Genomic DNA, 22,221 nt, shown 5'->3' with positions numbered 1-22,221 from the left:
AGGGTTGTGAAGTGTTCGAATTGTGGGTTTGAGGCTGATAGAGATGTGGTTGGCTCTTGGAATGTTCGTTTGAGAGCCTTGAAGATGTGGGGAGTCACCGTTCCCCCCGAAAGCCCCACGATGAAGAAGGGAGTGGGAAAGGTTGTCCGTAACGACGCTTACGAACTTTACACAAGTTACGGCTAACCAGAACGGTTAAGGCCCGTTGCTACCGCATCACCGCAGCGAACGGCGAGGCTTCCAAAAGAAGAACGTAACGGAATAGAACCGGAATCATCGGATGCAAGGCTCGAACGGGTGAGAACTCCAGCGGGTCAAAACTCCAGAACAGGCCGTTAGAATTCTGGTGGTCCCGCGGCCCGGATTTGAACCGGGGACCTGCGGATCTACAGTCCGCCGCCGCTCCCAGGCTAGGCTACCGCGGGACCCTACAGTCAGCCCGTTCCATAGTGCCCCGGGTAGGTTTATAAATTTTTCTCCCGACTCCAGGGGGGTGGGAACATGAGGCTCTACGAACCAGTTACACTCGCCATGCCCCTCGCAAAGGAGGTGGGAGAGTTCATAAGGCGCAAGGGCAAGTTGCCAGGCGGCGACGAGCTTCGCGAGATGCTGAAGGGCCTCGGCCTTGAGGAGAGCTGCCTCGACCGCGGACTGGCCCTCTACCGGAGCAGATTCGTCATAGCCCTTGCATTTCCAAGGGAGGAAACAGTGATCGTGGACGCCATCTCCTCCAGCGGTGAGCTCAGCGACGCCCTGGAGGTCATAGCCTACCACGACAGGAAGCTCAGGGCCTTCGTGGTCGAGATTCTCCCAACCAACGACCTCGAATACGAGGGCAACATCGGCATCGAGCCGATAATTATAGACGAAAAAACCCTCGAACCCAAGAGCAACCCTGTTCTAGGCCACTTCGAAGAGGATGAAGAAGGGCTCTTCCTCGTCATAGACCACTGGACCTACGAGCGCTGGAATGAGGAGGGAGACTCAAGCATCTGCCCGGTATGCGGCGGGGAACTGACCTGGAAAGGGGAGAAAGCCTACTGCCGGGACTGCGGCTACGGCGTGAGGGTGGTGAAAGGATGAGCAGGGCGACCAAAACCCAGCTCGTGAAGTACTCCAGGCTGGCCCACGAGAGGGGACTCACGGCCGCCTTCGGCGGAAACCTGAGCATCAGGAGGGGAAACCTCGTCTTCATCAAGGCCACTGGAGCCGTCATGGACGACATGACGGCCGAACAGGTCGCCGTAATCGACATGAGCGGAAGGCAGGTCTCCGGGGTGAGGCCGTCGTCGGAGTACAGGCTCCACCTCGCTGTTTACAGAACGAGGCCCGACGTCAAGGCTATCGCCCATCTGCACCCGCCGTATTCCATAGCCGCGTCGACGCTGGTGGAGGGTGAACTGCCGATAATAACCCCCGAGGCCGAGATATACCTCAAAAGAATCCCGATAGCCCCGTTCAGGCCCGCTGGGACGGAAGAGCTGGCGGAGGTCACCTCGGGGGCCCTTCAGAACTCGGACGCGGCGATAATGGCCAAACACGGCATAGTGACCGTAGGGAAAACCCTCAGGGAGGCGTTCTACAAGGCCGAACTCGTCGAGGAGAGCGCGAAGCTCTGGTACATGGGCAGAAAAGTGTGACCCTCCGTTCCTTTATTTCCCCCAGAAAACGCAGGGAAATGAGCGTAAAAAGAAAACGCTCACTTGACCTGCTCAAGGGCACCGAGGACCTCCCAGATGATCGTCCTCGTGTGCATCGGCATGTTCGGGTCCTCGCTTATCTCCTCAAGGATGGCTATGGCGTCGGCGGCCCTGACGGCCGGCTCCTTGCTCTCGTCGAGGAGGGCCTCGATGGCCTGCTCGGCGGCGCGCCTTATGTTCCGGGGAACAACGGTATCCTGAACGACCTGCTCCTTGAGAACCTGCACGATCTGACCGATGAGCTCGCTCATTCTATCACCTCCTTTTCTAAAGAATTGTTACTAAAACTTTCCCGGATTATCTTAAGCTTTCCTAACTAAAAAGCTTTTCGGTCAGCATCGAAAGAGGAGGGGAGAGCTCAGAACTCTACACCCTTCCTCGCGAGGATTCCTTTCTGGTAGGGGTGCTTAACCTCCCGCATCTCAGTCACGTAGTTGGCCAGCTCGAAGAGCTCCTCCGGGCAGTAGCGGCCGGTCAAGACCAGTTCCGTGTGCGGGGCTTTGTTCCCGATGAGTTCCTTGACCTCATCGACGTCGAGCATTCCGAAGCCGAGGGCGACGCATATTTCGTCAAGAATAACCAAATCCCATTCGCCGCTTGAGACGATTTCCTTCGCGCGCGCCAGGGCCTTCTTCGCCGCCTCTATGTCGTCCGGCTCGGGCTTCCCGTGAACGAACTTCGGCAGGCCGAAGGACTCTATGACGGCACCGCACTCGGCTATCTTCTTCTGCTCCCCGTAGACATCGGGCGCCTTCATGAACTGGAGGATGATGACCTTTCCGCCGGAGCCGAGCATCCTGACGGCCAGGCCAAAGGCAGCAGTTGTCTTTCCCTTCCCGTTGCCGGTGTAGATGTGAACGAGGCCGAGCTTGTCCTTCCAGGACATGTGGATTCACCGAGGTGGATATAATTGCCAGAGGTTTTAAAGGGTGTTGGAAGGAGTAGGAAAATGATTAAATTCTCGCTGGTGCAAATCCCAGAAGGGTGAAACCAGATGGCGGACTACTTCTTGATATCCCTCTCAAACAAGGAGAATCTGAAGCTCTGCATAAAACATGCCCTCGCAGGGTTCACAAACAGCATAAACGGTCTCTGGACATTTTTTGATATAGACGTCGGAGATTATGTCTCATTTTTATATGGAGCGCGGGTCAGGAACCTCTACAGGGTCACCGAGAAAGTCGCATATAAGAACGCCGAGAATCTCCCTCCCTGGCCGCGGATAACATTCAGGTCAAAGAGGACGTATTATTTTCCGTTCCGACTGTTCCTAAGACAAGAAAGGGAATTCAACGAGCCAATGGTCAGACCTGAATTCTCGTATGTAGCCGAGAACCTGCTCCTGCGAGGAGGGTATAGAAAGACACATTTCCAAGCAGATACCGTGACATTTTATAACGTTTCTGAAATGGGAACAGTCTTTGATGGCGAAACTGAGCATCTGGAGTTAAATGCCGAAACGTTCGAACCCACGATTGTTTTCAAGAGAGAAAATCAGAGGATTCCCGAGAAGTTCTATTTCAAGGAACTTATACTCCAGTCCCTCGTGAGGAGGAAAATCCAGAACTCCATCCTTAAAGACGTTCTGAAGATTTTCGGCGTTGATAACGCACCAGATGAATTTGAAGTTTTGGGAGAGAAGGCCCTTCCCGAAGGATACGTTGACCTGTTCATCAAGCTAAAACATCCCACAGGATCGAACAAATATCTGCTCGTTGAAGTCAAGACAGGAAAGGCACAAAGGAAAGATCTGGAACAATTGAGGAGGTACCTGCGCGAGTTTACCAGTGAAACCGTCGGGGGATTGCTAATTGCCAAAGACTTCTCAAAATCCACCATAGGACATTCCGAAATCCTACCGGTCAGATATAATTTCAAGAATTTAGACATCTCGGCTGAATACAGCTATGAAGAACTCCTGAAAATGCTGGAATTGGAGGTTATAGTATGAGAATGAGACTGTTTATGGTTATAACATGGAGAGTAACTTACTCATCGCCCCGATGAACGTATGTTGACCTCAAGAATGTCCCCCAAAGTTTGTGATTTTTCCTCACATCCCTATTGTGGTTTATGTTCTTTGGTTCTCTAAAAGAATGCAGTTCCAACTCGGCTCTCGAAGAGGGTTTGCTCATTTTAGCGCTCCATAGGAGCGCGAGTTGGAGTAAACCCACTTAAAAGCGGGCGCTTTTATCCAGAGTTTGCATTGATTAAATGCCTATTGAAGGGTTTTACCTAAGAACAGCGCCTGAAGGGCGCCAATGGAAAAACACGCTCAAGAATAGCGAGTTTTAAGCAAACCCGCCTGAAAATGAACCCTTTTAAAAAAGCATGCCAACTTTGATGAAACTTTGCGCAGGCAAAGTTTCTGGGGACGAGGGGGCGAAGCCCCCGGAGGATTAAGGAATAAGGAAGGTGGGGAAACGTAGTTTCCCAGGTTTTTAGAGAAAAACGGGGTTTTGTGGGGCGGAGCCCCACTCTGGGGGTTTGAGAGTACAGAGAGATAAGGGGGCGGAGCCCCCTTGTCTTTCGTTCTGGGGCCAGGGCCGGGATTTGAACCCGGGCTAGGGGATCCACAGTCCCCTGTGCTAACCAGGCTACACCACCCTGGCCATTTCCAGCTAAACCTTTTGGGTTAGCTTTATAAAGTTTTCGACGGAAGGGGCTGAAGGAGAGAGCTGAGACCTTTTACATACCATAACTAAGAGCTGGGGCGAGATTTAATGCGGTAGAAGCCCAGGGAGGGTCTGGCGTGAAGGCAAAGCGCGAAGCACTCGTGAGTCTCTTCAGGGCAATGAAAGAGGAAAAAGTGGATGAGGACATAATTGATCTCCTCCTGCTCGTAAACTCCATCAACGGCGTTTACACTACCTCCTCCTGCTCCGGAAGGATAGGGATTATCGAGGAACCTGCTCTGGGGGCAAAACCCCTCAGCAGATGGCTGGTAAAGGTTCACCGCCCGATTGAGTTTGATGAGGCCATGAGAGCACTCGAAAACGCCGAGAGGGGCCTCATATTCCTCAAGAGCCAGCCGCCAATATTCCACGTCGTTGCCGAGGACATTGAGAAAGCGAAGAGACTCCACGAGCTTGGCCTAGCCAGCGGCTTTAAGTACACAACCTTCAAGGTGGTCTCGAAGCGCTATCTCGTGGAGATAAACGCCACGGAGTACCTGACGGCACCGCTCGGCAGGGATGGAAAAGTTCTTGTGGACGATGAGTACCTCCGTTTCGCCGTTGACCTTGGCAACGACATGCTGAGACGGAGCAAAGGCCGGCTGCCACGGCTTGAGGAGAAATTCAGAGCACTACGGGAGGAGTTCGGCGAGGACGAGCTGTTCTACGAGCTGGCGGGGGAGTTTGGTGTTGGAAACCTTTAAAAGTGATGGCCCGTCACTAGTGATGGGGTGTTCACTTTGTTCAGCACCAGACCGATAAGGGATGAAAGAAACCTTCATGGGGGACCCACAGGAAAGCGGTTAGGGAACTCGAAAAAGTCGTTGATGAAGGCGACTTTGTGGCAATTTTAGGTTCAAGGAGAGTTGGAAAAACCAGCGTCATCAACGTCTTCCTCAACAAGCACCACTCGAAATATAATTACCTTTATTATGACCTGGCCTTTGGGATGGGGCGTGAGGCAATAAGTTACACGGAACTCGTCCCCGTTTCGACGAACATGCCAGAAGGGCTTGAATACTCCGCCACGCTAAATCTCGGAATTGTGAAAATGGACGTTAAACCGAGGGGAATCGCCGAGTTCCAAAATGCGTTTCTGAACCTCCTCAGGCACCTGAACAGGTCGGGAAAGAAAACGGTGATTGTGTTTGACGAGGCTCAAGTTCTCCCAAGGTTTGCACCGCTGAACATGCTCGGCATGCTCCAGACGATTTCGGACGGCTTCGAGAACGTGACAGTAATTCTTTCTGGCTCGATGCCCGGCCTGCTGGAGAGAATAATAAACCCATCCGGAGACAAGCCCTTCTTCGCGAGATACGTTGAGAAGATTCACGTCCCTCGGTGGACGGTTGAGGAAAGCGTTGAATACCTGAGAAAGGGTCTTTCAGATGCTCCAGAGGAGGAGCTTTACGAGGCCGCCCGGGAGCTTTCAAACGTTCCCGGTTTCCTGGCGTATTATGGCAAGCTGAGACTCAAGGGGAAGTCTCATGGGACGGCACTAACAACTGCCCTTCATCACGCAGTCAAGCTTTGGAAGAAGGATTTAAGAGACTTCATTAGGATATACCGGTCTCCCGCGTATATAATAGCTCTGAAAAGGGTTGCCAAGGGGCCCTCGTATGGTGTGACGACCGAGGAAATCGTTACTGAGATAACATCTGTCGTGGGAATCTCTGAGAGAAGGGCAAAGGAAGTTCTCAAGAACCTCGTTGATGGTGGATTTTTGATAAAACCAAAGCGAGGCGTTTACCAGATTCCAGAGCGCCCCTTACGGCAGGCGATTCTCGAAACAAGAGTGGAAGAAATTGGGAGCCCCGTTTAATAACTTTGCCTTACCCCATCTCGTTCCACTCTCTGTTTCCGTAGCGCTTCTCAATGAGCTCTTCAACCAGCTCCAGCTCATAATCGGTGAGCCCACCCTCCTCGGGCTCAAAGGCACTGAAGAAGCTCTCCTTGAGCAGTTCGTAGGCCTCCCAACGGCTCAGAGCTATGCCCTCGCGCTCCAGGGTGGTTACGCGCTCCCAGATGCTCGAAACGCCCTTGTCGGCGAGCTTTGCCTTGGAGACCCTCAGAACCTTTCCGAGTATCTCGACGCGCGTGGAGTACATGAAGGTGCCGTGCTGAAGGATTACCCCCTTCCTCCTCGTCTGTGCGGAGCCGCTGATTTTTTTCCCGTTGGCAACGATATCGTTCAGGCCAGAGAAGCCCGCCTCAAGGCCGAGCTCTTTCAGCGCATCAACCAGCGGGCCGGCTAAATAGCGGTAGCTGCTCTCAACGTTCCTGAGCATTGGGTGGTAGTCATCGCCGACGATCACCGAGTATGTTATCTCCCCAAATTCGTCGTGGAACACCGAACCGCCGCCGGTTATGCGCCTGACGACGGGAATGCCGAGCCTCTTAGCTTCTTCGAGGTTGACGTCGTGGACGACGCTCTGGAAGCGGCCTATTGTTACCGAGCTCGGCGAGAACGCATAGAGTCTGACCGTGTCGGGAACTTTTCCCTCGATTCTGGCGCGCATTATCGCCTCGTCTATGGCCATCTGAACCTCGGGCCTTGCAACGATAAGCGGGATGAACCTCATGGTACCACCATGGTTAAAAGGTGGTGAGCGTTTTTAAGCCCAGCGATGATGACGCCCAAGCCCTCCTGACGGGTGATGAGAGCGGTCACCACTGAGCAACCTTTGCTCCCGCAAAGCTTGACCAAAAGGGGTTTACTGTTAAAGAAAACCTCTGAGACCTGCAGGCTCTCAAAAAGGGCTCTATGATATTCGGGTTTGCGTTAAAGGGACCCATGTATGGGTGTTTTACTCCCAACCTAGCGCCCGTTGGGCGCTTAAAACAGCAAAACTACTGTAATGAGAGGATAAACGAGCAAACCCAATACAAAGAGATAATTACAAAAAAACATGCCAGCTTTGATGAAACTTTTGCACAGCCTTTAAGAAAGGCTGGCGAAAAGAACGCCCTTCTTCTCAAAAGAAGCAAAAAATCAGTCGTGCACTAATAAAAGAGCAAATTCACAGAGGGTTTAACACTACAACAAAACCCCCTAAGATAGTTTCAAATTCATATCAGCGCCCTTCGGGCGCCTTCTTAGAGTGAAACACTCGGAAGTGAAGCAAATTTGACAAAAACCCCTTCCAAAACCTGCAATTTCCAGAAAGGCACTCAACCTTCCGCCAGTGCTTTCGTCAGAAAGGGCTGTTCGGGGACGTGGGGCGTAGCCCCCCGGAGGAGTAAGGAATGAGGAAGGTGGGGAAACGTAGTTTCCCAGGTTTTAGAGAAAAACGGGGTGCGGGGTAAAACCCCGCATCGGGGGTTTGAGAGTACAGGAAGCTTTTGGGAAAAGCTTCACCAAAAGGGTCCCTTTCTATTAAATTGAAGAGGAAGGCTAAAGCGTGCACTCTAAAACTCCCCTTGAAGAGGGGATTTAACAACAAAACCAGCTCTTGAACAGTTTCACATTTATTCTGGCGTCCTTCGGACGCCTTGAGAAGAGTGAAACACTGCAAGAGTGCCAGTTAAAAGTAATCCCAAGAAAAGAGAAGGAGAGTCTAGTTGTACGCCATCTTTCCGCCAGCGCCTCGTGGGAAGCGAAGCTTCCCAACGTGTTGAGACGAAAGTCTCAACATGCGAAGCAAAGGGCTGTTGGTCAGGGGCCGATTAGCTCCTCATCGCGCCGCTCGGCCACCTACCCTCACATCATCCCAGGCCGAGGTGTTCCCTTATGATCAGGGGGATGAGGCCTATCTTCGGGAAAACCATCAGGGCCTTGTCCTCAACCGCGTAGGCCGGAACGCAGGGTATCATTCCGTAGGGGGTTGGGTAATCCGGGTCGGGTGCCCAGTTGTTGTCCCCCCACGTTACGAAGCATTTCTCCACCTTTCCGCCTAGCTCGACGGTCGCTATCCCCCTCACGCGGTGAATTATCGGGTACTCGTAACCGGGGCGCTTGTAAACTATGACATCGTTCACGTGCACGTCGTCTATGTTCTCCTCGCTTATGCCTTTGAGCAGGACGACGTCACCGCGGTAGAAGACCGGCTCCATGGACTCGCTCACCACTATCACGAGGGGCGCATCCGTGTGAAGGATTATCTTAAGACCCGTTTGAAGGGCAAAAACCGCGAGCAGTGCCACAAGTATCCACGCTAAATCCTTCTTCCATGAGTCCTCCATTTCAGCGCCTCCATGAGTGTGCTTATTCTCGCAGGTATGGCACCTATCGCGGTGCACGTTTCAAGGCTCACCCGCTTCCCCGTAATGTCCATATGATAGCGAGCGGTCTTAAAGATTTCCTTCGGAAGACCGTGCCTGCCGAGGCCAACCAGAAGGAGGAAACTCTCACCGTGGAGGGCCCTCTCCGCAAGCTCCAGCGGGGTTATCTCCTTCTCCCCGCTCGGCTTCCTCGTCGTTGCAACCGGAATCCCAAACTGAGGCGGAAAGCCCTTCCTGGGGAACTCCAGAAGGTGGAAGCGGTTTCCCCCGGCCAGCTCAAGGAGATACCTGCCTCCCTCGCCGATGGTGGTGTGGGAGCTTATCTCGCGGGCAACGTCAACCGGTTTGCCCTCGAAAGGAAACCCCACGAGCGCGAGGTGGAAGCCGTAGGCGTAGGCTATCGGCCCTGCCCTGGCTATCGCCCTTAGGTGGGCCTCGTGGAGTTTTTTAGGGTCGTATGTGTTGTAAAGCGCCAGCGTCAACATCTTTCCTCACCCAGAGTGGCCAACAAAGGTTTATAAGGATTTAGAACGGATTAAATAGTTAGTATGACGACGCGAGAGGAGATAGAGTTACTGATTGAGAGGCGATACTACGCGGAGGCCCTAGAGGAGGTTTACAGCTTAGATGACCCGTTAGAACAGATTGAAGTCTTAACGGACATAGTTACTGCTATAAAAAAACGAAACGGGCCAGTGGAGTGGATACCCGATATAATGGATGATGCGATTTACATATCAAAGAAACTGAGGGATCCCTCCACAAGAGCCGCCGCGTGGGCGAGAATTGCTTCAACGTTTTCTGTAACAGGCTACTACGAGGACGCGGCGGAGTTCTTTGACATGGCCGTGGAAGAAGCGGAAAAGATAGAGAACCCGATAGAAAGGGGAATAGTTCTCTCAACACTGGCATACCACCTGGCAGTGGCAGGTTATAACGAAGAGGCCTATGAGATGTTTAACACGGCCTTTGACACCATAATCGGAGCGGAGATAAGCTACAACCTCAAGGTAGACGGCATAATAAGAATCGGCGAACTCCTGGAGAAGGCAGGGGATACGCTCCCCTCAACCAAGGCCCTCAACTTCTACAGGATGGCCTTCGACATATTCGATAAGCTCCACGTCAACCAGCGCGCGGCGGTGGTCGAGAAGAAGATAGAGCTCGCCCTAACCGTTTACGACGTCGGTCTTCCACCCATAAGGCAGGCCCTCCTTGAGGGAAGGAACCACTACGCCCTCGCGCTCATAGAGAAGAAATACGCCGGCGTCGTGAGACTCATCGGAGAACTGGAGGTCGCCCTCTGGATGAAGAGGGTCAACAACGTAGAGTACCTAGACGTAGTGGACAAGGCGTTCGAACACTGCGAGAGCCCGCGCTTCACTGAGACGAACGTTCAGAAGATAGCCCGGCTCCTGACAGAACTCGGAAGCCTGAAGAGGGCGCTTGAATTCGCGAGGGAGATAAAGGACGTTCGCAAGAGGAGCGATGCACTCAGGGCGATAGCACTGGAGCTGGCAAAGCGGAAGGAGTTCGAAGAGGCCAGAGAAATCGTGAGGAGCATACCCGACCCCAGGATAAAAACCGAAGCACTGACTGAGGTAGTGGCCATAGAGGAAGCCAGTGAGGGAAGATGATATTCGACGCCCATTCGGACCTCCCCACCTTCGTCTACGATGAGAGAAAGGCAGGAAAAACGCGCGTCCTCGAAGGGAACTGGCACTTCTTCAACGGCTGGGTTAGTTCGAGGGTTATGGCGATATGGACGAGGCCGGACAGGCGAAAGGACGCAACCGTTTACGGCTTCGAGGTTTTGAACGCCTTTCTCAAGGACGTCGAGGAGAGCGAGCGCTTCGAACTCGTGACGACGGTCGATGGCATGAAGAAGGCCGTCGAGGAAGGAAGGGTCGCTCTCTGGCTCGGCCTTGAGGGCGGCGAGCCCATAGGTGAGAGCATCCACCTCCTAGAGGTCTTCTACCGCCTTGGACTGAGGGTTCTAACGCTCACCTGGAGCCTGCGCAACGCGATAGGCGACGGGGTCTTTGAGAGAACCGGCGGGGGGCTCACCAATTTCGGTCGGGACGTCGTTGGAAAGGCCGAGGAGCTGGGAATCGTCATTGACTTGAGCCACATAAACGAAGCCGGCTTCTGGGACACCCTGGACGCGACAGCCTTTCCGGTCATAGCCTCCCACTCCAACGCGAGGAGACTCTGTGACCACCCCCGAAACCTCACCGACGAGCAGATAAAGGCTATAGCGGAGCGCGATGGCGTCATCGGGGCAGTGGCCATTCCAAGCTTCGTTCACAGGGATCATGCAACGCTGGAACGGTACATGGAGCACATCGCGTACATGGTCGACCTGGCCGGCTACCGGCACGTCGGCCTCGGCTTCGACTTCGTCTACTACCTCCCCGGCTGGAGCGGAAGGAGCGTCGAGGGCTTCGAGAATGAATCGAAGATTCCTGCGCTCATTGAAAAGCTGAGGGAGAACTTCAGCGAGAAAGAGGTGGAGGCGATAACCTCCAAGAACTTCGAGCGCGTTTTTGAGAGGGTCGTGGGATGATCACCTCTTAAGGAACCGAGGCAGGCCTGTATAGGACCTGCGGAGCATCCTAAAAGAGTCGCCGAGTCTTCCGAGCTTTAAGAACCTCGGTCTTCGATAAGCCCCTCCCCCCACCTCATCAAAAAGCACAAAACGCCAGGGGGGACAGTGCATCCTCACCTTCTCTACCTTCGAAACCCTGTAAATTCCCCGGTGTATATCACGGTACCTCTCATCCATGCCCTCCTTTTTGCCCCGGATGTACGCCCTCTCCGCCTCATTCAAAAGGTGCTCGGACCTGGCCCTCGAATACACATCCTTCCTCAGCTCCCTGGCCCAACCACTCCATTCCGAATGTCCCCCGTAGCCTATCAGATATCCGGCCAGATATGCCCTCTCGACGGTGTTCTCCTCCTCCAAGACATCCTTCAGACGTATCTTCCTCTTAGAGTCCCCATCCATTACTCCTCACCAAGGGGAGATTCGTTAAGAACCACCAGACCGTTACTATCGAACTTCACTGGAAACATCCTGGTGTGATGCTTCGTGCGTCTCATCTTGAGAACCTGCAGGGCCCTTACCATCTCGGAACCGTCGTCGTTCATGAAGTAGTGGAGCATTATGACGCCGTCCGCTATGTAGTGCTCCTCGGTGTACCTGTCGAGGTCGGTCATCTCAGCCACGAGGAGGGTCGTTATCCCCATGTCCTCGATAACCCGGATGAAGTTCGAAAGTTCGGCCCGTTTCTCTGCGGGGTCGCCCGTCCGGAATTCTATGGCGGTCAATGGGTCAATAACAAGCCTGTTTATTCTGTTCCTCTCCGCAAGTTCCCGCACCTGCATCAGGACCCCTCCCCATGTGGGGGGCTTTCCTGAGCGCCGCCAGAGATCCTTTCCGAAGTCGCAGAGGATTAGCTTACCGGACTTGACGTAGACCCACACGGAGGGATCAAAGCGAGCCATGTCCCTTACGACTTCATTGGGGTTGTGTATAAGGGAGACATAGGCCGCCCTCTCGCCCCGTCTCGCACCCTCCAGCAGAAAATGCATCGCAAAGGTGGTCTTACCGCTTCCGGGCGGGCCTATGAGGAGGTACGTCTTACCCGGCAGGAGCCCGCCCTCGATTATCTCGTCAAAACCCCTAACGCCGCTCGGTATTCTCTCGGGGAGGCCCATCACCACCACCCCAGTTATATTTTAAGCGGAACTCATATAAAAGGGTACCCACAGCTGTACCAGAGTGGTGGGGTTTCATGGACGAACTGTACTTTTTAACATCAAAGGACGCGAGGAGAATGCTCCTTCTGCGGGAGAGAATTCGGCTCAACCTCGACCTCAGAAAAACCAGCAGGGTGTGGGAGATACGGCGGGAAGGGGACGAGTTCGTCTTCCCCGACGGAACGCGGGTCTCGAAGGAGGTCGTTGAGAGAATCGCAAGGGACGAGGGAGGCGTTTACTTCGTGAGGGGCGGCGTCTACAAGGCGGCGATAGCGGGGGAGGGCTTTTACAAGCTCGTGCCAACGATTCCGCCGACGATTGAGATAAACGGAATAAGGATGCACAGGACGAAGGAAGTGAATCCGCTCCAAGACACGAGGAACAAAGTGGACGCGGTGAAGCCGAAGGAGGGTGAAACGGTTCTCGACACCTGCATGGGACTCGGCTACACGGCGATAGAGGCTTCGAAGCGCGGAGCCTACGTCATAACAATCGAGAAAGACCCAAACGTCATCGAACTAGCGAAAATAAACCCCTGGAGCAGAGAGCTCTTCACGGGGGGAAAGATTCAGGTGATTCACGGGGACGCCTTTGATGTGGTGAAGCGCTTTAAGGATGAGAGCTTCAATGTCGTAATCCACGACCCGCCTCGCTTTTCACTGGCGGGACAGCTTTACTCCGAGGAGTTCTACCGTGAGCTGTTCAGGATCTTGAAGCCCGGCGGAAGGCTCTTCCACTACGTCGGCAATCCCGGAAAGAAATACAGAAGGAAGGACCTCCAGAAGGGCGTCATGGAGCGGTTGAGAAGGGCGGGCTTCGTCGGCGTTAAGCGCGTTGAAGAGGCACTTGGAGTCGTGGCGAGAAAACCGGAAAAGAAAGGAAAGTCATAGCCTCCGGAAAACGCGGTACATGACGGGGTCAGGAATCCTGTACTTTCCATGCCCAGCCGACTCAAGGAAACCGTAGTCAATCAGCCTGTTAATGTAGTTCCTCAGGGATCTGTCATCGATGCCGACTTTTCCTTTAATCTCCTCGAATCTTGCATAGCCAAACCCCTCGCTGAGCTCCGCAACGGCTTTCATTACAAGCTCGTACCTCGGGGACAGCTTGGTGAGCTCCCTGAACTCCGAGGCCACGTAGGCCATCGCCTTCTCAAGAACCCTCTCGATGGCATCATCGTGCGTTAGGCCATCAACCCTTGAAGCGCCGTAGTGAACGAGCCAGCCGGGAATGCCATCTAGGGTCCTGATTGTGGAGAGCAGTTCCTCGTCATCAACCCTCATGCCAACCTCATCAAAGCCCCTCTCAAGGAACTCAAGGCTCTCCGAGGGGTTAAAGCGGGGAAGACGAATCTTGACCTCGTACCTTCCGAACAGGGGTGAAGAGCCATCGTAGAGCTTCAAAAAGTTCTCAAGAACGCCAACCTGCGAGCCTGTGAAGACGAGAACAACGTTCTGAAGGGCGTCGAGAACCCAGGCAAAGAACCGCGTCATATCCTCGTTTGAAAACCTTAGGTACTGGGCCTCGTCGAAGGCCACTATGACCGGATTTCCCGCCCTGTTCAGGAGGGAGAAAACCTCAACGAGGTCCGGCTTATCGCCGAGGTCGAGCTCAACGGGACCGGGCTTAACGCCCTTCACCTTCGAGAGAACACTACCGACGACGTTGCGTCCAAGGAGAGCCCTGTAGACCTGCTCAGCTATGACCTTCTGAGGGTACCTTGAGTTCAGAGAAGTTGCCGCGCGGGTGTCTATTACTATGTGCGGGATTCCATCCTCGGCGAGCTCGTTGAGGGAAGCGTAGAGGAAGCTGGTCTTGCCTATCCTCCTCGGCCCGGTGATTAGAATGAAGTTCCTGCCCTTTCTCACGGCATTTCTAAAAATCAGGTACTCGGCCTTCCTGCCGAAGAGTTCGTGAATTGATGTCTTTGGACGAACATCAAACAACATTTAAGGACACCCCCCGAAAAGGGGGATGTCCAGAGGTGTATATAAAGGTGGCGGTTAAATCCCCCCGACCTCCTCCAGCTCCTCAAAGGCATCGAGGTTCGTGTAGTAATCCATCAACTCGGATATCTCCCTCCTCAGTCTGAAGCTCCTGGCTATCGCTATTCCAAAGCCTATTATCGACGGCCATATCAGGAGGAGCAGCAGTTTGGCGTCGCTTATCGGTATCGGCCTCGGGTCGGTGAAGCGGTTGAAGTTCCATATCATGAGGGCTATCATCAGCCAGGCAGTTGAGAAGTTTGTAAGCCCGCTGCCGCTCTCACCGAGCTTAAAGCCCGGAACGACGTCCTTCGTGAGGGGCGGGAGCAGGTTGCTCCCCATGAAGCCGAGCTGGTCCTCGAAGACGTGCAGCCACTGGCCTATCATCGAGGCGAGGGCAAGCTCGGTGGCGTGCCCGTAGCCTATCAGCCTAAAGAAGGTGAAGACGACGAGGCCTATTATCATGCCCATAGTGAGCGAGTGGCTGAAGCCGTGGTGCCAGGGCAGGAACCTGTCCTTGACGACGGTTTTTCCCTTGAACTCGGCTTTTCTGAAGGCAATCTCCGGGCCCGAGAAAGAATCAATCCGGGTGGGCTTAGGGTAGGTCTTGATGAAGGGAACGTCCACCTTCGCTATGCCGTACCTCCTGTACTCGGGAACGTCGCCGCCTATGGCAACACCGCCAGGGGTTACTATCGGCCCCATCTTCACCCGAACTTCTCTCTTCGGTGGATCCAGGTGAACAGTAAAGCGTCTGTAAACGTCTCCCGGGAGGCGAATGTTGTGTATCTTGACTATCCTTTCGCCCTCGCGGTAGGCTTCCTCGATTGCCCTTGCTATCGTCTCGGCTATGCCCTGCGGGTGGGGGGCATCGCTGACGACGAGCCTTAGGGAGCCGTCTTCATCAACGTCCACGTATCCGAAGACGAGGAGCTTCTTGCCTTCCTCGATTTCACCAAACTCCTCCTCGAAAAATCTGTAATCATCCCCGAAAGCCTCGACCGTTATCTCACCCGTTCCGTCGCTCAGGATGAAGACTATGCTCCTGTACTCCTCACTGACGAGGCGCTCGTTACCCTCGCCGTCTATGACCTTGTAGGAGACCCTCCCCGAGCCCCTGCTGAGCACTTCTCTGACCGTCCCCTCGACGGCGAAGAACTGATAGCGGTTTTTCCCGCTCAGCTCGCTGATTTTGACCAGTTTTGGAGCGTAGTGCTTCTTTTCGTCCCATGGAGCCGGGTCTATCTCGTAGTCCCTCCTCGCGAAGAACTTACCGAACTTGAAGTCAACGAAATCCGGAAAGTAGGCCGCTGCGGCCACTATAACGGGTATCAGTATCCCCGCCCTCAGGTCGGAGACGAGGGCAGGGAAAAAGGTGGCCGCGGCAAGTCCAGAGATGTAGTGTGTGAATCCCCTCATCGCGATCACCTCAGTCCGAGCAGGCTCATTATCTCACCGGTGTGTCCAGTCATGCTTATGAGCACCGGCAGTATCAATCCTCCAAGGCAGTAGCTTCTCCTCGTGTTAAATGCCGCCGCCATCATGCCTATGGCCGTTGATACCATCAGCACCACTACCCCCATCGGCCCAGTGAGCAGGTAGGATATCACCACCAGGGTCACTGCGACAACGTAGGAGAGCTTCCTGATGTGGACTATGTTGAAGCTCCTCGCTATGAACTTGGAGAGGTAGTAGGTGAAGAGGAAGCTTATCCCGGCGCTTAGGAGAATCGCCCCGATAGCGGCCAGGTACTCGGCGTAGCTCTTCGGAGTGTAGATGGAGCTGACGAGCCATGCCGCCGCTCCCCTCGTGAGCCTGAGCTGGGGCAGGAAAAGGAGTGTGAATGCTCCAACGTAGTAGATGACCCTGTTCACACCCTGACTTATGATGAAGGCGTCGTCCCCGCGCTGGCTCGTCATGTGCCCGGCCACGAGGGCGCCCATTCCACCGGTTATTATCGGATACACTGCCGCTATGGTTCCACCCAGCGCCCCGCCGAAGCTCGCCTTGAGGGTGTTGTAGATGCTGCTCTCGACCCTATCCTCCGGAACCTGCTCCAGCATCGGCGGATTGGAGAGTATGTTGAGTATCACCCAGGACATTCCGAAGAAGCCTATGAACATCGGAGTGAGCCTGGTGTATGCGCTCGTGGTCGGCAGGAGGTTCGTGTTCATGACGATGAAGCCCAGAATGCCTGAGAGGAAGAAGACGAAGATTCCACCGAGTATCTGCCTCCAGGCCATCCAGAGCCTCTGGAACGGCGTCTTCCCCCTATCGCCCTCCTTGGGCCACTCGCTCATGAACATGAAGACCACTATTGCGACGAGGAAGTAAGTGACGTAGGGGCTCGTGGCCTGGTATATCGGCGGCAGTACCCTCGGGAATATGAAGAGCGCCCCCACCACGAGGATGAGGGTCCCTGCCACCGCCCCGATGAGGTAGAGCAAAACCGCCTCATGTCCCCTCCCGAGCAGTAGGTACCTCTGCGTCGGAAAGAGGAGAAAGACGGCGCTCTCATCGGCAACGCTGAAATAGACGCTCGATATAGCACTCACGTAAGCATAGGCCACTATCGCCCCGATGGCGAAGAAGGGAAAGGCCTGGACGGGCATCAGCTCGCCGACGCCGAAGACGGCAACGAGTAGGGCCATGATGTTGAAGATGTGGAAGCCCGGAATCCACGATATGAGGGCGCCGAAGAGCACCCCCGCGAGGGACCAGAGCAGAAGGTCTGGAAGGGGAAGCATGGCCATCACCTCACCTCGATCGCATCGCCGGTGTAGGGGATGACCTCAACGGTCCCCTTGTACTCGGTCACGTAACCACAGACCCTGACCGTCTGGCCCTCGCTGAAGGTTAGCTGGGCCACGCTCTTTGGTATGAAGACCACGAGCCCGCCTGAGCCGTCGTCTATCGTCAGCTTGTAGAAGGTTCTGCCCTCGTACAGGTCAACTATCGTCCCCTCAACTATCACCGTTTTGCCCATCATATCTGTGGAGACGTCTCCGGTGGCCACTTTGGGCGAAGGAACGGCCTCAACGACCTCGATGGAGACCACCGCCTTGCCCTCTGCATCGTACGTAATCCTGATCACGCTTCCGGTTCCCACATTGAAAGGATTGGGGAGCAGGGAGCGGGCGACCTTCAGGGTAGTACTCCCGGTGTCGTCGTGAACGTCCATCATGTAAACACCGTCGCTGTAGTCGAGTCCGTCCCAGGTAACGGTCAGGTTGACCGTTCCCGCGGCGCTTGGGAGTTCCGAGACCTTCACCTCCCCGATTCCCGCGGTTCCTCCGGAGGGCTTTCCAGCCACCGCGACGGCATCGAGGTTGTAGACCACCACCTCTGGCTCATCCCTGTATTCCTCCACGTAACCGGCGAGGTAAACCCGGTCTCCGTTCTTGAGTTCTACCTTTCCAGCCCCGCCGGGTATGAAAACGGCTATTCCACCGCTCCCATCGTCAACGGTCAGTTTTAGACTGCTTCCAACGGAAGCAACGTCGAGCACGGTTCCGTTGACGGCAATCGTGGTTCCCCTGAGGGATGGCCCGACGTCCCCAGTGGCGAGAAGCTTCGCCGGAACAGGCTTGACCACTTCGAGGGACGTTATAGAGCCGCTCAGAGGGTCTGCCACGATTCTAAGCCCGCTACCGGTTCCAGCCTTGAACGGATTGGGAAGCAGGGAGCCGTTGACGTAGAGGCTGGCGCTTCCTGTTGAATCACGAACCCGCAGAACATAGTTCGGCTTTTCGTAGCCCATCGCCTCCCAGGTCACCGTGAGTTCAAGGGGCACCTCCGAGCTTCCAAGTTCGGCCAGGGTTCCGGGGGCGGGGCCGGATTCCTCAACCGCCACGATGGCCATTGGATTGAAGAGGACTATCTCAGGCTCGTCTCTGTATTCTTCCACGTAGCCGGCAACCTTCACGATATCACCCTTGACCGGGACGCGGGTCAGCTCGCCGGCAACGGAGCGCGGGACGAAGACCGGCAGGCTGCCGACGGTTATCTTCAGGTTTCCGGAAAGGTTCGCGACATCGGTAACCTTTCCTATCACCGCAACGATACGGTTCTTCATTTCGAGGGTCACTTCGTCGGGGCTAACCGGCACGGGCTCAACCGCCCTCACAACGGTGAGGTTTTCGCCCCCGATGGAATTCCGGCTCAGAACCATTCCCCTGATGACCACCTCGCTTCCCGTTCCCGCCTCAAGCGGGTTGAGGTTCAGGAGGACATCCCGCGGAACCGAGGCGAGCACACCGTCCACGTTGAGGTAGTACGTGTGGTTCTCGTAGAGAATCCCTCCGAGGGAGCCCCTGAGGTCAACGAGCCTGCCAACGTAGTCCCCAAGCTCCCCCGCACCGACCTCCGGGAGTCTTATCTCGGATTCTTCGACGGGCCTGCCCAAGGCTCTGAGGCCGTTGCCCGAGTAAACCACAATCTCAAGCTCCCCGCGGTACTCGTCAAGGTAGCCGGCCACTCTGACACCGAGGCTGATCGAGAGGTTGTGCAGGGTTCCGTTGCTCAGCTCCGCGAGGGCGGCGGAGGGTATGAACACAGCCACTTTTCCGGTTCCATCGCCTATGACCAGCTTGAGGTTTGATCCAGCGCGGGCAATCTCGTCGATGTTGCCCCTAACGGCAACGATCCGACCCCGCATGTCCCCCGTGAGGAACCCGATCGGAAGCTCCTCGGGTTTCTTTGCACTAACCGCTTCAGCGTACGCACCGACGAGCCTTCCATCGTCGCCCATTCTTCCGGCAACCTTAAGAACGCTGCCCGTTCCAACCTCGAAGGGATCGAGGGCGGCCAGAACGTCCCTCGACACCAGGACGTTGAGGTAGTTACCGCCTTCCACGAGCGTGAGAACGTAGCGTCCGGCCTCGTAGGACACCCCCACCAGCTCGCCCCTGACGTTCATGGTCATGCCCGGATACCTCTGGGCCTCCCCGAGCGGAACCTCCGGGGCTTCCTCTATCGGGGTTACCTGGAGGGCGGATAGGTTCCTGACGACTATCTCGGGTGAGGTGCCCTTGTAAAGATAGACCACCCCTGGAGCGTAAACCGTGTCCCCAATCTTAACGCTTACATTTTCCCCCACAAGGAGCACCCTGGGAACGAGAACGGTAACCTCACCCTCTCCTGTATCAAGACCCATGAGTATCCCCGAACTGACGTTGGAGAACTCCGTGACTATGCCCTCGGCCGCGACGTACGTGCCGGCCATCTCCTTAGTTAGTGACTTTACGATTTCTGGTTTCTCGGAGTAGAGCTTTGAGCGGAACTCCAAACCATCGAGGTACTGGAGTATGGCGTAGGTGTACGTCTCCCTAACGCGGAGCTGAACCTCGGCGGTAACGTTGTCCCCCGGAAACGGAACGAGGCCCTGCCTGAGCATCTCCTCCGCCAGGGGGGAGTACACCCTCACGTCTATCTGGCCGGTTCCATCGTCCACCGTGAACGTTATCCCTATCCTTCCGCCGGTCTCCGATACGTAGGGAACCGTAACGACCGTTCCGTTTATCCTGACCACCGCGTAGTTCATCATGTAGCTGCCGTAAACGTCCCCCACGTTGATGAGGGGAGCCTGGGCCGTCTGCGCCGCCACCAAGAGAACCGCGACACCGATAACGGAGAGGATCAGCGAGAGGTACTTGAGGCGTGAGACGTCGAGTTTCTTCTGCTCCGTTAGACCGTGATAGTAAAGCTTTTTCTCACCTTTCTTCCCAGCCATAAACAGACCTCCGGTTTATTTGACGTAGCAACTTAGTTGGCAAATGTTCCTTTTAATGCTTTCGTGCCAAAAAGGGACAAAAGTGGGCAGTTCTGTCTAGAGAACAGCGTTACATTTTTCTTTTGAAAGCATCGTCCTTGGGTTGTTGAGGGAAGAAAAAAGAGGCTCATGACGTACTTTGAGCCCCGTTTCCTTTCATTGCCTTCTCGATATCGAACCCTTCCTCGTACTTCCTCAGCTTCCTCTCGAAGAACTCGATGAAGAGCTTGTAGCGCTTGGCCCGGTGCTTTGGACTTCCGCGGACGCTGTGGCCGTGGGGGCCCTTCCTGAAGATCGCTATGTAGACCTCCTTGCCGAGATCCTTGAGAACGTTGTAGAACATGAGGCTCTGGTCGAGCGGACAGCGGTAGTCTTCAAGGCTGTGGATGAGCAGGAGCGGTGCCTTTACGTTTTTGGCGTAGAACAGCGGGCTGAGCTTTCTGTAGTTCTCGTTCTCAAGCGGATTCGGACCTATTGCCTCTAGGTCGTACCAGAGCCCTATGTCAGAGAATGCATAGCTAGTCAGCCAGTAGCTTATGCCGTTCTCACTGATACCGGCCTTGAAGAGGTCGCTATGAGTCAGCGCCCAGTTGGTCATAAAGCCGCCGTAGCTTATGCCCGTTATGCCAACCCTATCCCTGTCCGCCTGGGGTTCGAGCCTGAAGAACTCCTCTATTCCGGCCATTATGTCCTCGAAATCCTCCAGACCGGTTCTCTCCAGAACGCGGAACGCGAAGTCCTCATCGTAGCCGTTGCTGCCGCGCGGGTTCACGAAGACTACGTAATACCCCCTGCTCGCCATGAGCTGCATCTCATAGACGAATCTATACCCGTACATCCCTTTGGGCCCGCCGTGAACGAAGACTATCACCGGAGCCTTCTCGTCATCCTTGAGTTCCGGCTTAATGTACCAGCCGTCTATCTCAAGGTCCTTGCTCTTAAAGCGGAAGTGCCTCGGCTCGAAGGTCTTCAGCTTCGCGAATATCGGCCCGTTGTAGTCGGTGAGCTGCTTCAGCTCCCCATCGTAGATGTAGAGCTCCCCTATCCGCGTAGCAGTCATTATTAAGAGCAGAGCCTTTCCATTGCTGGCATCAAGTCCGTAAATCCAGTGGTTTCCCACCACAACCCTCTCGGCTTTTCCATCCCACATCCAGAGATTCACGCTGCCGGCGTCTGGAGTCAGGAAGTAGACTTTTCCCCCGTCGAGCCTGGCGTCGTAAACGTCGAGCGGACCCTCGTAGACAGGTTTAATCTCACCGTCCCAGAGGTAGAGCCAACCGTGCTCACTGAGGTATCTCGATTCCCTCTTGCCCCGGAGGAGAAGCGTCTTCCCATCGGAATCGACCGCCTCAAAGGAAACGCGCTCAAAAAGCTTTTCCTCTTCACCGTCCCTCCAGAGGTAGATGTCATAGAACTTTGAGAGGGCAGGCTTGCTACCAATCCTGTACGGGACGTTGACGACTATGGAATCACCGTGCCAGATTCCACTCGAAAACCGCGGCTTCTCGAACTGCTCTATTACCTCTTCACTCTCTGTATCGAGAACCCAGAAGGTGGTTTTCTCACCGTCGAAGAAGCCCATGCTGTCGAACCAGACCGGAACATCGTCTTCGAAGACGAAATCCTCATCGTCGCGGCGCTTGAAGCCCACAACGAGGAGCCTCCTGGAGTCATCGTTCCACTGGATTGAGCGAACGTTCTTGGCCGAGAGGATCTTCTTAGCGCTCAAGGTCTGGACGTCGGCCATCCATATCTCGCGCTCCTTTTTCTCCTCGTTGGAGCGCATGAAGGCCATCTTCCTGCCGTCGGGCGAAATCCTAGGCATGGAAGCGTTCTCGATAAAACGCTTCGCCCCCGTCTCCAAATCCTCAACGATCACCGTGCTTTCGTACGTGTTGTCTTTCATGTTGGCCTTGGTAAGGGTGTAGGCAACCAAGTTCCCCCTTATCCTCGGATCGCCCAGGTAGGCGAACTTAGAAAAGGTCTTCTCATCCCATTCGATGTTGCTCATAACGCTATCACCGGCTTATCATGGGCATTAGAGTATATAAACTTAACTATCATGTGCAGTAACAAACGTGAGAAGGTTTAAAAGGGCATCACCGATA

General features: G+C 54.8%; 21 protein-coding genes and 2 tRNA genes. 9 read left to right on the top strand and 14 right to left on the bottom strand.

Going from position 1 to position 22,221, the window contains the following annotated elements:
- On the top strand, window positions 1-186 hold a 186-nt coding region (locus E3E51_RS09770; RefSeq protein ID WP_167912897.1), incomplete at its 5' end, for a zinc ribbon domain-containing protein.
- A 161-nt stretch (window positions 187-347) separates the two neighbouring features.
- On the opposite strand, the gene E3E51_RS09765 is transcribed toward E3E51_RS09770, so the two are convergent.
- Window positions 348-425 (bottom strand) — tRNA-Tyr (locus tag E3E51_RS09765).
- A gap of 76 nt (window positions 426-501) precedes the next feature.
- Here E3E51_RS09765 and E3E51_RS09760 point away from each other — a divergent pair.
- Both E3E51_RS09760 and E3E51_RS09755 read left to right on the top strand, forming a co-directional pair.
- A complete protein-coding gene (locus E3E51_RS09760) occupies window positions 502-1,083 on the top strand; it encodes a hypothetical protein (RefSeq protein ID WP_167912896.1) in 582 nt (193 codons plus the stop codon).
- A complete protein-coding gene (locus tag E3E51_RS09755) occupies window positions 1,080-1,640 on the top strand; it encodes an aldolase (RefSeq protein WP_167912895.1) in 561 nt (186 codons plus the stop codon). The genes E3E51_RS09760 and E3E51_RS09755 overlap by 4 nt, the downstream gene beginning before the upstream one ends.
- Window positions 1,641-1,699: 59 nt before the next feature.
- On the opposite strand, the gene E3E51_RS09750 is transcribed toward E3E51_RS09755, so the two are convergent.
- Together E3E51_RS09750 and cobO are read right to left on the bottom strand one after the other, a co-directional pair.
- Window positions 1,700-1,951, bottom strand: a complete 252-nt coding sequence (locus E3E51_RS09750; RefSeq protein WP_014013138.1) for a UPF0147 family protein — start codon at window positions 1,949-1,951, stop codon at window positions 1,700-1,702.
- A 107-nt stretch (window positions 1,952-2,058) separates the two neighbouring features.
- A complete protein-coding gene (cobO, locus tag E3E51_RS09745; RefSeq protein ID WP_167912894.1) occupies window positions 2,059-2,586 on the bottom strand; it encodes a cob(I)yrinic acid a,c-diamide adenosyltransferase in 528 nt (175 codons plus the stop codon).
- Between the two features lie 108 nt (window positions 2,587-2,694).
- On the opposite strand from cobO, the gene E3E51_RS09740 reads away from it, so the two are divergent.
- Window positions 2,695-3,651, top strand: a complete 957-nt coding sequence (locus E3E51_RS09740; RefSeq protein WP_167912893.1) for a hypothetical protein — start codon at window positions 2,695-2,697, stop codon at window positions 3,649-3,651.
- 584 nt (window positions 3,652-4,235) lie between these two features.
- Here the strand turns inward: E3E51_RS09740 and E3E51_RS09735 are convergent.
- A tRNA-His gene (locus E3E51_RS09735) sits at window positions 4,236-4,312 on the bottom strand.
- A gap of 140 nt (window positions 4,313-4,452) precedes the next feature.
- On the opposite strand from E3E51_RS09735, the gene E3E51_RS09730 reads away from it, so the two are divergent.
- A complete protein-coding gene (locus E3E51_RS09730) occupies window positions 4,453-5,079 on the top strand; it encodes a hypothetical protein (RefSeq protein WP_167912892.1) in 627 nt (208 codons plus the stop codon).
- A gap of 137 nt (window positions 5,080-5,216) precedes the next feature.
- The gene (locus tag E3E51_RS09725) at window positions 5,217-6,197 is read left to right on the top strand and encodes an ATP-binding protein (RefSeq protein ID WP_346765964.1); all 981 of its coding nucleotides are present in this window, start codon (window positions 5,217-5,219) and stop codon (window positions 6,195-6,197) included.
- 10 nt (window positions 6,198-6,207) lie between these two features.
- On the opposite strand, the gene E3E51_RS09720 is transcribed toward E3E51_RS09725, so the two are convergent.
- The 3 genes from E3E51_RS09720 to E3E51_RS09710 all read right to left on the bottom strand — a co-directional run bounded on the left by E3E51_RS09720 (window position 6,208) and on the right by E3E51_RS09710 (window position 9,081).
- Window positions 6,208-6,957 carry a biotin/lipoate A/B protein ligase family protein gene (locus E3E51_RS09720; RefSeq protein ID WP_167912891.1) on the bottom strand — a complete coding sequence of 250 codons (750 nt, stop codon included), beginning with the start codon at window positions 6,955-6,957 and terminating at the stop codon, window positions 6,208-6,210.
- A gap of 1,123 nt (window positions 6,958-8,080) precedes the next feature.
- Window positions 8,081-8,557: a signal peptidase I gene (locus E3E51_RS09715; RefSeq protein WP_167912890.1), complete on the bottom strand. Its 477-nt coding sequence runs from the start codon at window positions 8,555-8,557 to the stop codon at window positions 8,081-8,083.
- Entirely contained in the window at window positions 8,530-9,081 is a 552-nt protein-coding gene (locus tag E3E51_RS09710; RefSeq protein WP_167912889.1) for a DUF531 domain-containing protein, read from the bottom strand. The genes E3E51_RS09715 and E3E51_RS09710 overlap by 28 nt, the downstream gene beginning before the upstream one ends.
- A 63-nt stretch (window positions 9,082-9,144) precedes the next feature.
- Between E3E51_RS09710 and E3E51_RS09705 the strand changes: the two genes are divergently transcribed.
- Both E3E51_RS09705 and E3E51_RS09700 read left to right on the top strand, forming a co-directional pair.
- Window positions 9,145-10,233 carry a hypothetical protein gene (locus E3E51_RS09705; protein ID WP_167912888.1) on the top strand — a complete coding sequence of 363 codons (1,089 nt, stop codon included), beginning with the start codon at window positions 9,145-9,147 and terminating at the stop codon, window positions 10,231-10,233.
- Complete coding sequence (locus E3E51_RS09700; protein ID WP_167912887.1) at window positions 10,230-11,162, top strand: dipeptidase; 933 nt, start codon at window positions 10,230-10,232, stop codon at window positions 11,160-11,162. Before E3E51_RS09705 ends, E3E51_RS09700 begins: the two co-directional genes overlap by 4 nt.
- Here the strand turns inward: E3E51_RS09700 and E3E51_RS09695 are convergent, their stop codons facing one another.
- Window positions 11,163-11,603, bottom strand: coding sequence for a hypothetical protein (locus tag E3E51_RS09695; protein ID WP_167912886.1), 441 nt, complete (start codon window positions 11,601-11,603; stop codon window positions 11,163-11,165).
- Complete coding sequence (locus E3E51_RS09690) at window positions 11,603-12,316, bottom strand: RAD55 family ATPase (RefSeq protein ID WP_167912942.1); 714 nt, start codon at window positions 12,314-12,316, stop codon at window positions 11,603-11,605. Before E3E51_RS09690 ends, E3E51_RS09695 begins: the two co-directional genes overlap by 1 nt.
- Before the next feature lie 77 nt (window positions 12,317-12,393).
- Here E3E51_RS09690 and E3E51_RS09685 point away from each other — a divergent pair, with 77 nt between their 5' ends.
- Complete coding sequence (locus E3E51_RS09685; RefSeq protein ID WP_167912885.1) at window positions 12,394-13,248, top strand: methyltransferase domain-containing protein; 855 nt, start codon at window positions 12,394-12,396, stop codon at window positions 13,246-13,248.
- Here E3E51_RS09685 and E3E51_RS09680 read toward each other — a convergent pair.
- The 5 genes from E3E51_RS09680 to E3E51_RS09660 form a co-directional block, all read right to left on the bottom strand.
- Window positions 13,243-14,307 carry an ATP-binding protein gene (locus E3E51_RS09680; RefSeq protein WP_167912884.1) on the bottom strand — a complete coding sequence of 355 codons (1,065 nt, stop codon included), beginning with the start codon at window positions 14,305-14,307 and terminating at the stop codon, window positions 13,243-13,245. The two genes, E3E51_RS09685 and E3E51_RS09680, sit on opposite strands and share 6 nt — an antisense overlap.
- A gap of 54 nt (window positions 14,308-14,361) precedes the next feature.
- Window positions 14,362-15,762 carry a metal-dependent hydrolase gene (locus tag E3E51_RS09675; RefSeq protein WP_167912883.1) on the bottom strand — a complete coding sequence of 467 codons (1,401 nt, stop codon included), beginning with the start codon at window positions 15,760-15,762 and terminating at the stop codon, window positions 14,362-14,364.
- 5 nt (window positions 15,763-15,767) lie between these two features.
- Complete coding sequence (locus E3E51_RS09670) at window positions 15,768-17,090, bottom strand: tripartite tricarboxylate transporter permease (protein ID WP_167912941.1); 1,323 nt, start codon at window positions 17,088-17,090, stop codon at window positions 15,768-15,770.
- 5 nt (window positions 17,091-17,095) lie between these two features.
- Window positions 17,096-20,074 carry a hypothetical protein gene (locus E3E51_RS09665; protein ID WP_167912882.1) on the bottom strand — a complete coding sequence of 993 codons (2,979 nt, stop codon included), beginning with the start codon at window positions 20,072-20,074 and terminating at the stop codon, window positions 17,096-17,098.
- A gap of 166 nt (window positions 20,075-20,240) precedes the next feature.
- Entirely contained in the window at window positions 20,241-22,124 is a 1,884-nt protein-coding gene (locus E3E51_RS09660) for a S9 family peptidase (RefSeq protein WP_167912881.1), read from the bottom strand.
- Window positions 22,125-22,221: the final 97 nt, after the last annotated feature.

The organism is Thermococcus sp. 21S7 (assembly GCF_012027615.1).
Taxonomy (GTDB): domain Archaea; phylum Methanobacteriota_B; class Thermococci; order Thermococcales; family Thermococcaceae; genus Thermococcus.
The sequence above is the reverse complement of the archived record's forward strand: the minus strand, read 5'-3'. Positions and strand labels throughout refer to the sequence as shown.

Coding starts and splice junctions, on each gene's coding strand:
- E3E51_RS09760 (WP_167912896.1), top strand. CDS start 502: ATGAGGCTCTACGAACCAGTTACACTCGCCATGCCCCTCGCAAAGGAG.
- E3E51_RS09755 (WP_167912895.1), top strand. CDS start 1,080: ATGAGCAGGGCGACCAAAACCCAGCTCGTGAAGTACTCCAGGCTGGCC.
- E3E51_RS09750 (WP_014013138.1), bottom strand. CDS start 1,951: ATGAGCGAGCTCATCGGTCAGATCGTGCAGGTTCTCAAGGAGCAGGTC.
- cobO (WP_167912894.1), bottom strand. CDS start 2,586: ATGTCCTGGAAGGACAAGCTCGGCCTCGTTCACATCTACACCGGCAAC.
- E3E51_RS09740 (WP_167912893.1), top strand. CDS start 2,695: ATGGCGGACTACTTCTTGATATCCCTCTCAAACAAGGAGAATCTGAAG.
- E3E51_RS09720 (WP_167912891.1), bottom strand. CDS start 6,957: ATGAGGTTCATCCCGCTTATCGTTGCAAGGCCCGAGGTTCAGATGGCC.
- E3E51_RS09715 (WP_167912890.1), bottom strand. CDS start 8,557: ATGGAGGACTCATGGAAGAAGGATTTAGCGTGGATACTTGTGGCACTG.
- E3E51_RS09710 (WP_167912889.1), bottom strand. CDS start 9,081: ATGTTGACGCTGGCGCTTTACAACACATACGACCCTAAAAAACTCCAC.
- E3E51_RS09705 (WP_167912888.1), top strand. CDS start 9,145: ATGACGACGCGAGAGGAGATAGAGTTACTGATTGAGAGGCGATACTAC.
- E3E51_RS09700 (WP_167912887.1), top strand. CDS start 10,230: ATGATATTCGACGCCCATTCGGACCTCCCCACCTTCGTCTACGATGAG.
- E3E51_RS09695 (WP_167912886.1), bottom strand. CDS start 11,603: ATGGATGGGGACTCTAAGAGGAAGATACGTCTGAAGGATGTCTTGGAG.
- E3E51_RS09690 (WP_167912942.1), bottom strand. CDS start 12,316: ATGGGCCTCCCCGAGAGAATACCGAGCGGCGTTAGGGGTTTTGACGAG.
- E3E51_RS09685 (WP_167912885.1), top strand. CDS start 12,394: ATGGACGAACTGTACTTTTTAACATCAAAGGACGCGAGGAGAATGCTC.
- E3E51_RS09680 (WP_167912884.1), bottom strand. CDS start 14,307: ATGTTGTTTGATGTTCGTCCAAAGACATCAATTCACGAACTCTTCGGC.
- E3E51_RS09675 (WP_167912883.1), bottom strand. CDS start 15,762: ATGAGGGGATTCACACACTACATCTCTGGACTTGCCGCGGCCACCTTT.
- E3E51_RS09670 (WP_167912941.1), bottom strand. CDS start 17,090: ATGCTTCCCCTTCCAGACCTTCTGCTCTGGTCCCTCGCGGGGGTGCTC.
- E3E51_RS09665 (WP_167912882.1), bottom strand. CDS start 20,074: ATGGCTGGGAAGAAAGGTGAGAAAAAGCTTTACTATCACGGTCTAACG.
- E3E51_RS09660 (WP_167912881.1), bottom strand. CDS start 22,124: ATGAGCAACATCGAATGGGATGAGAAGACCTTTTCTAAGTTCGCCTAC.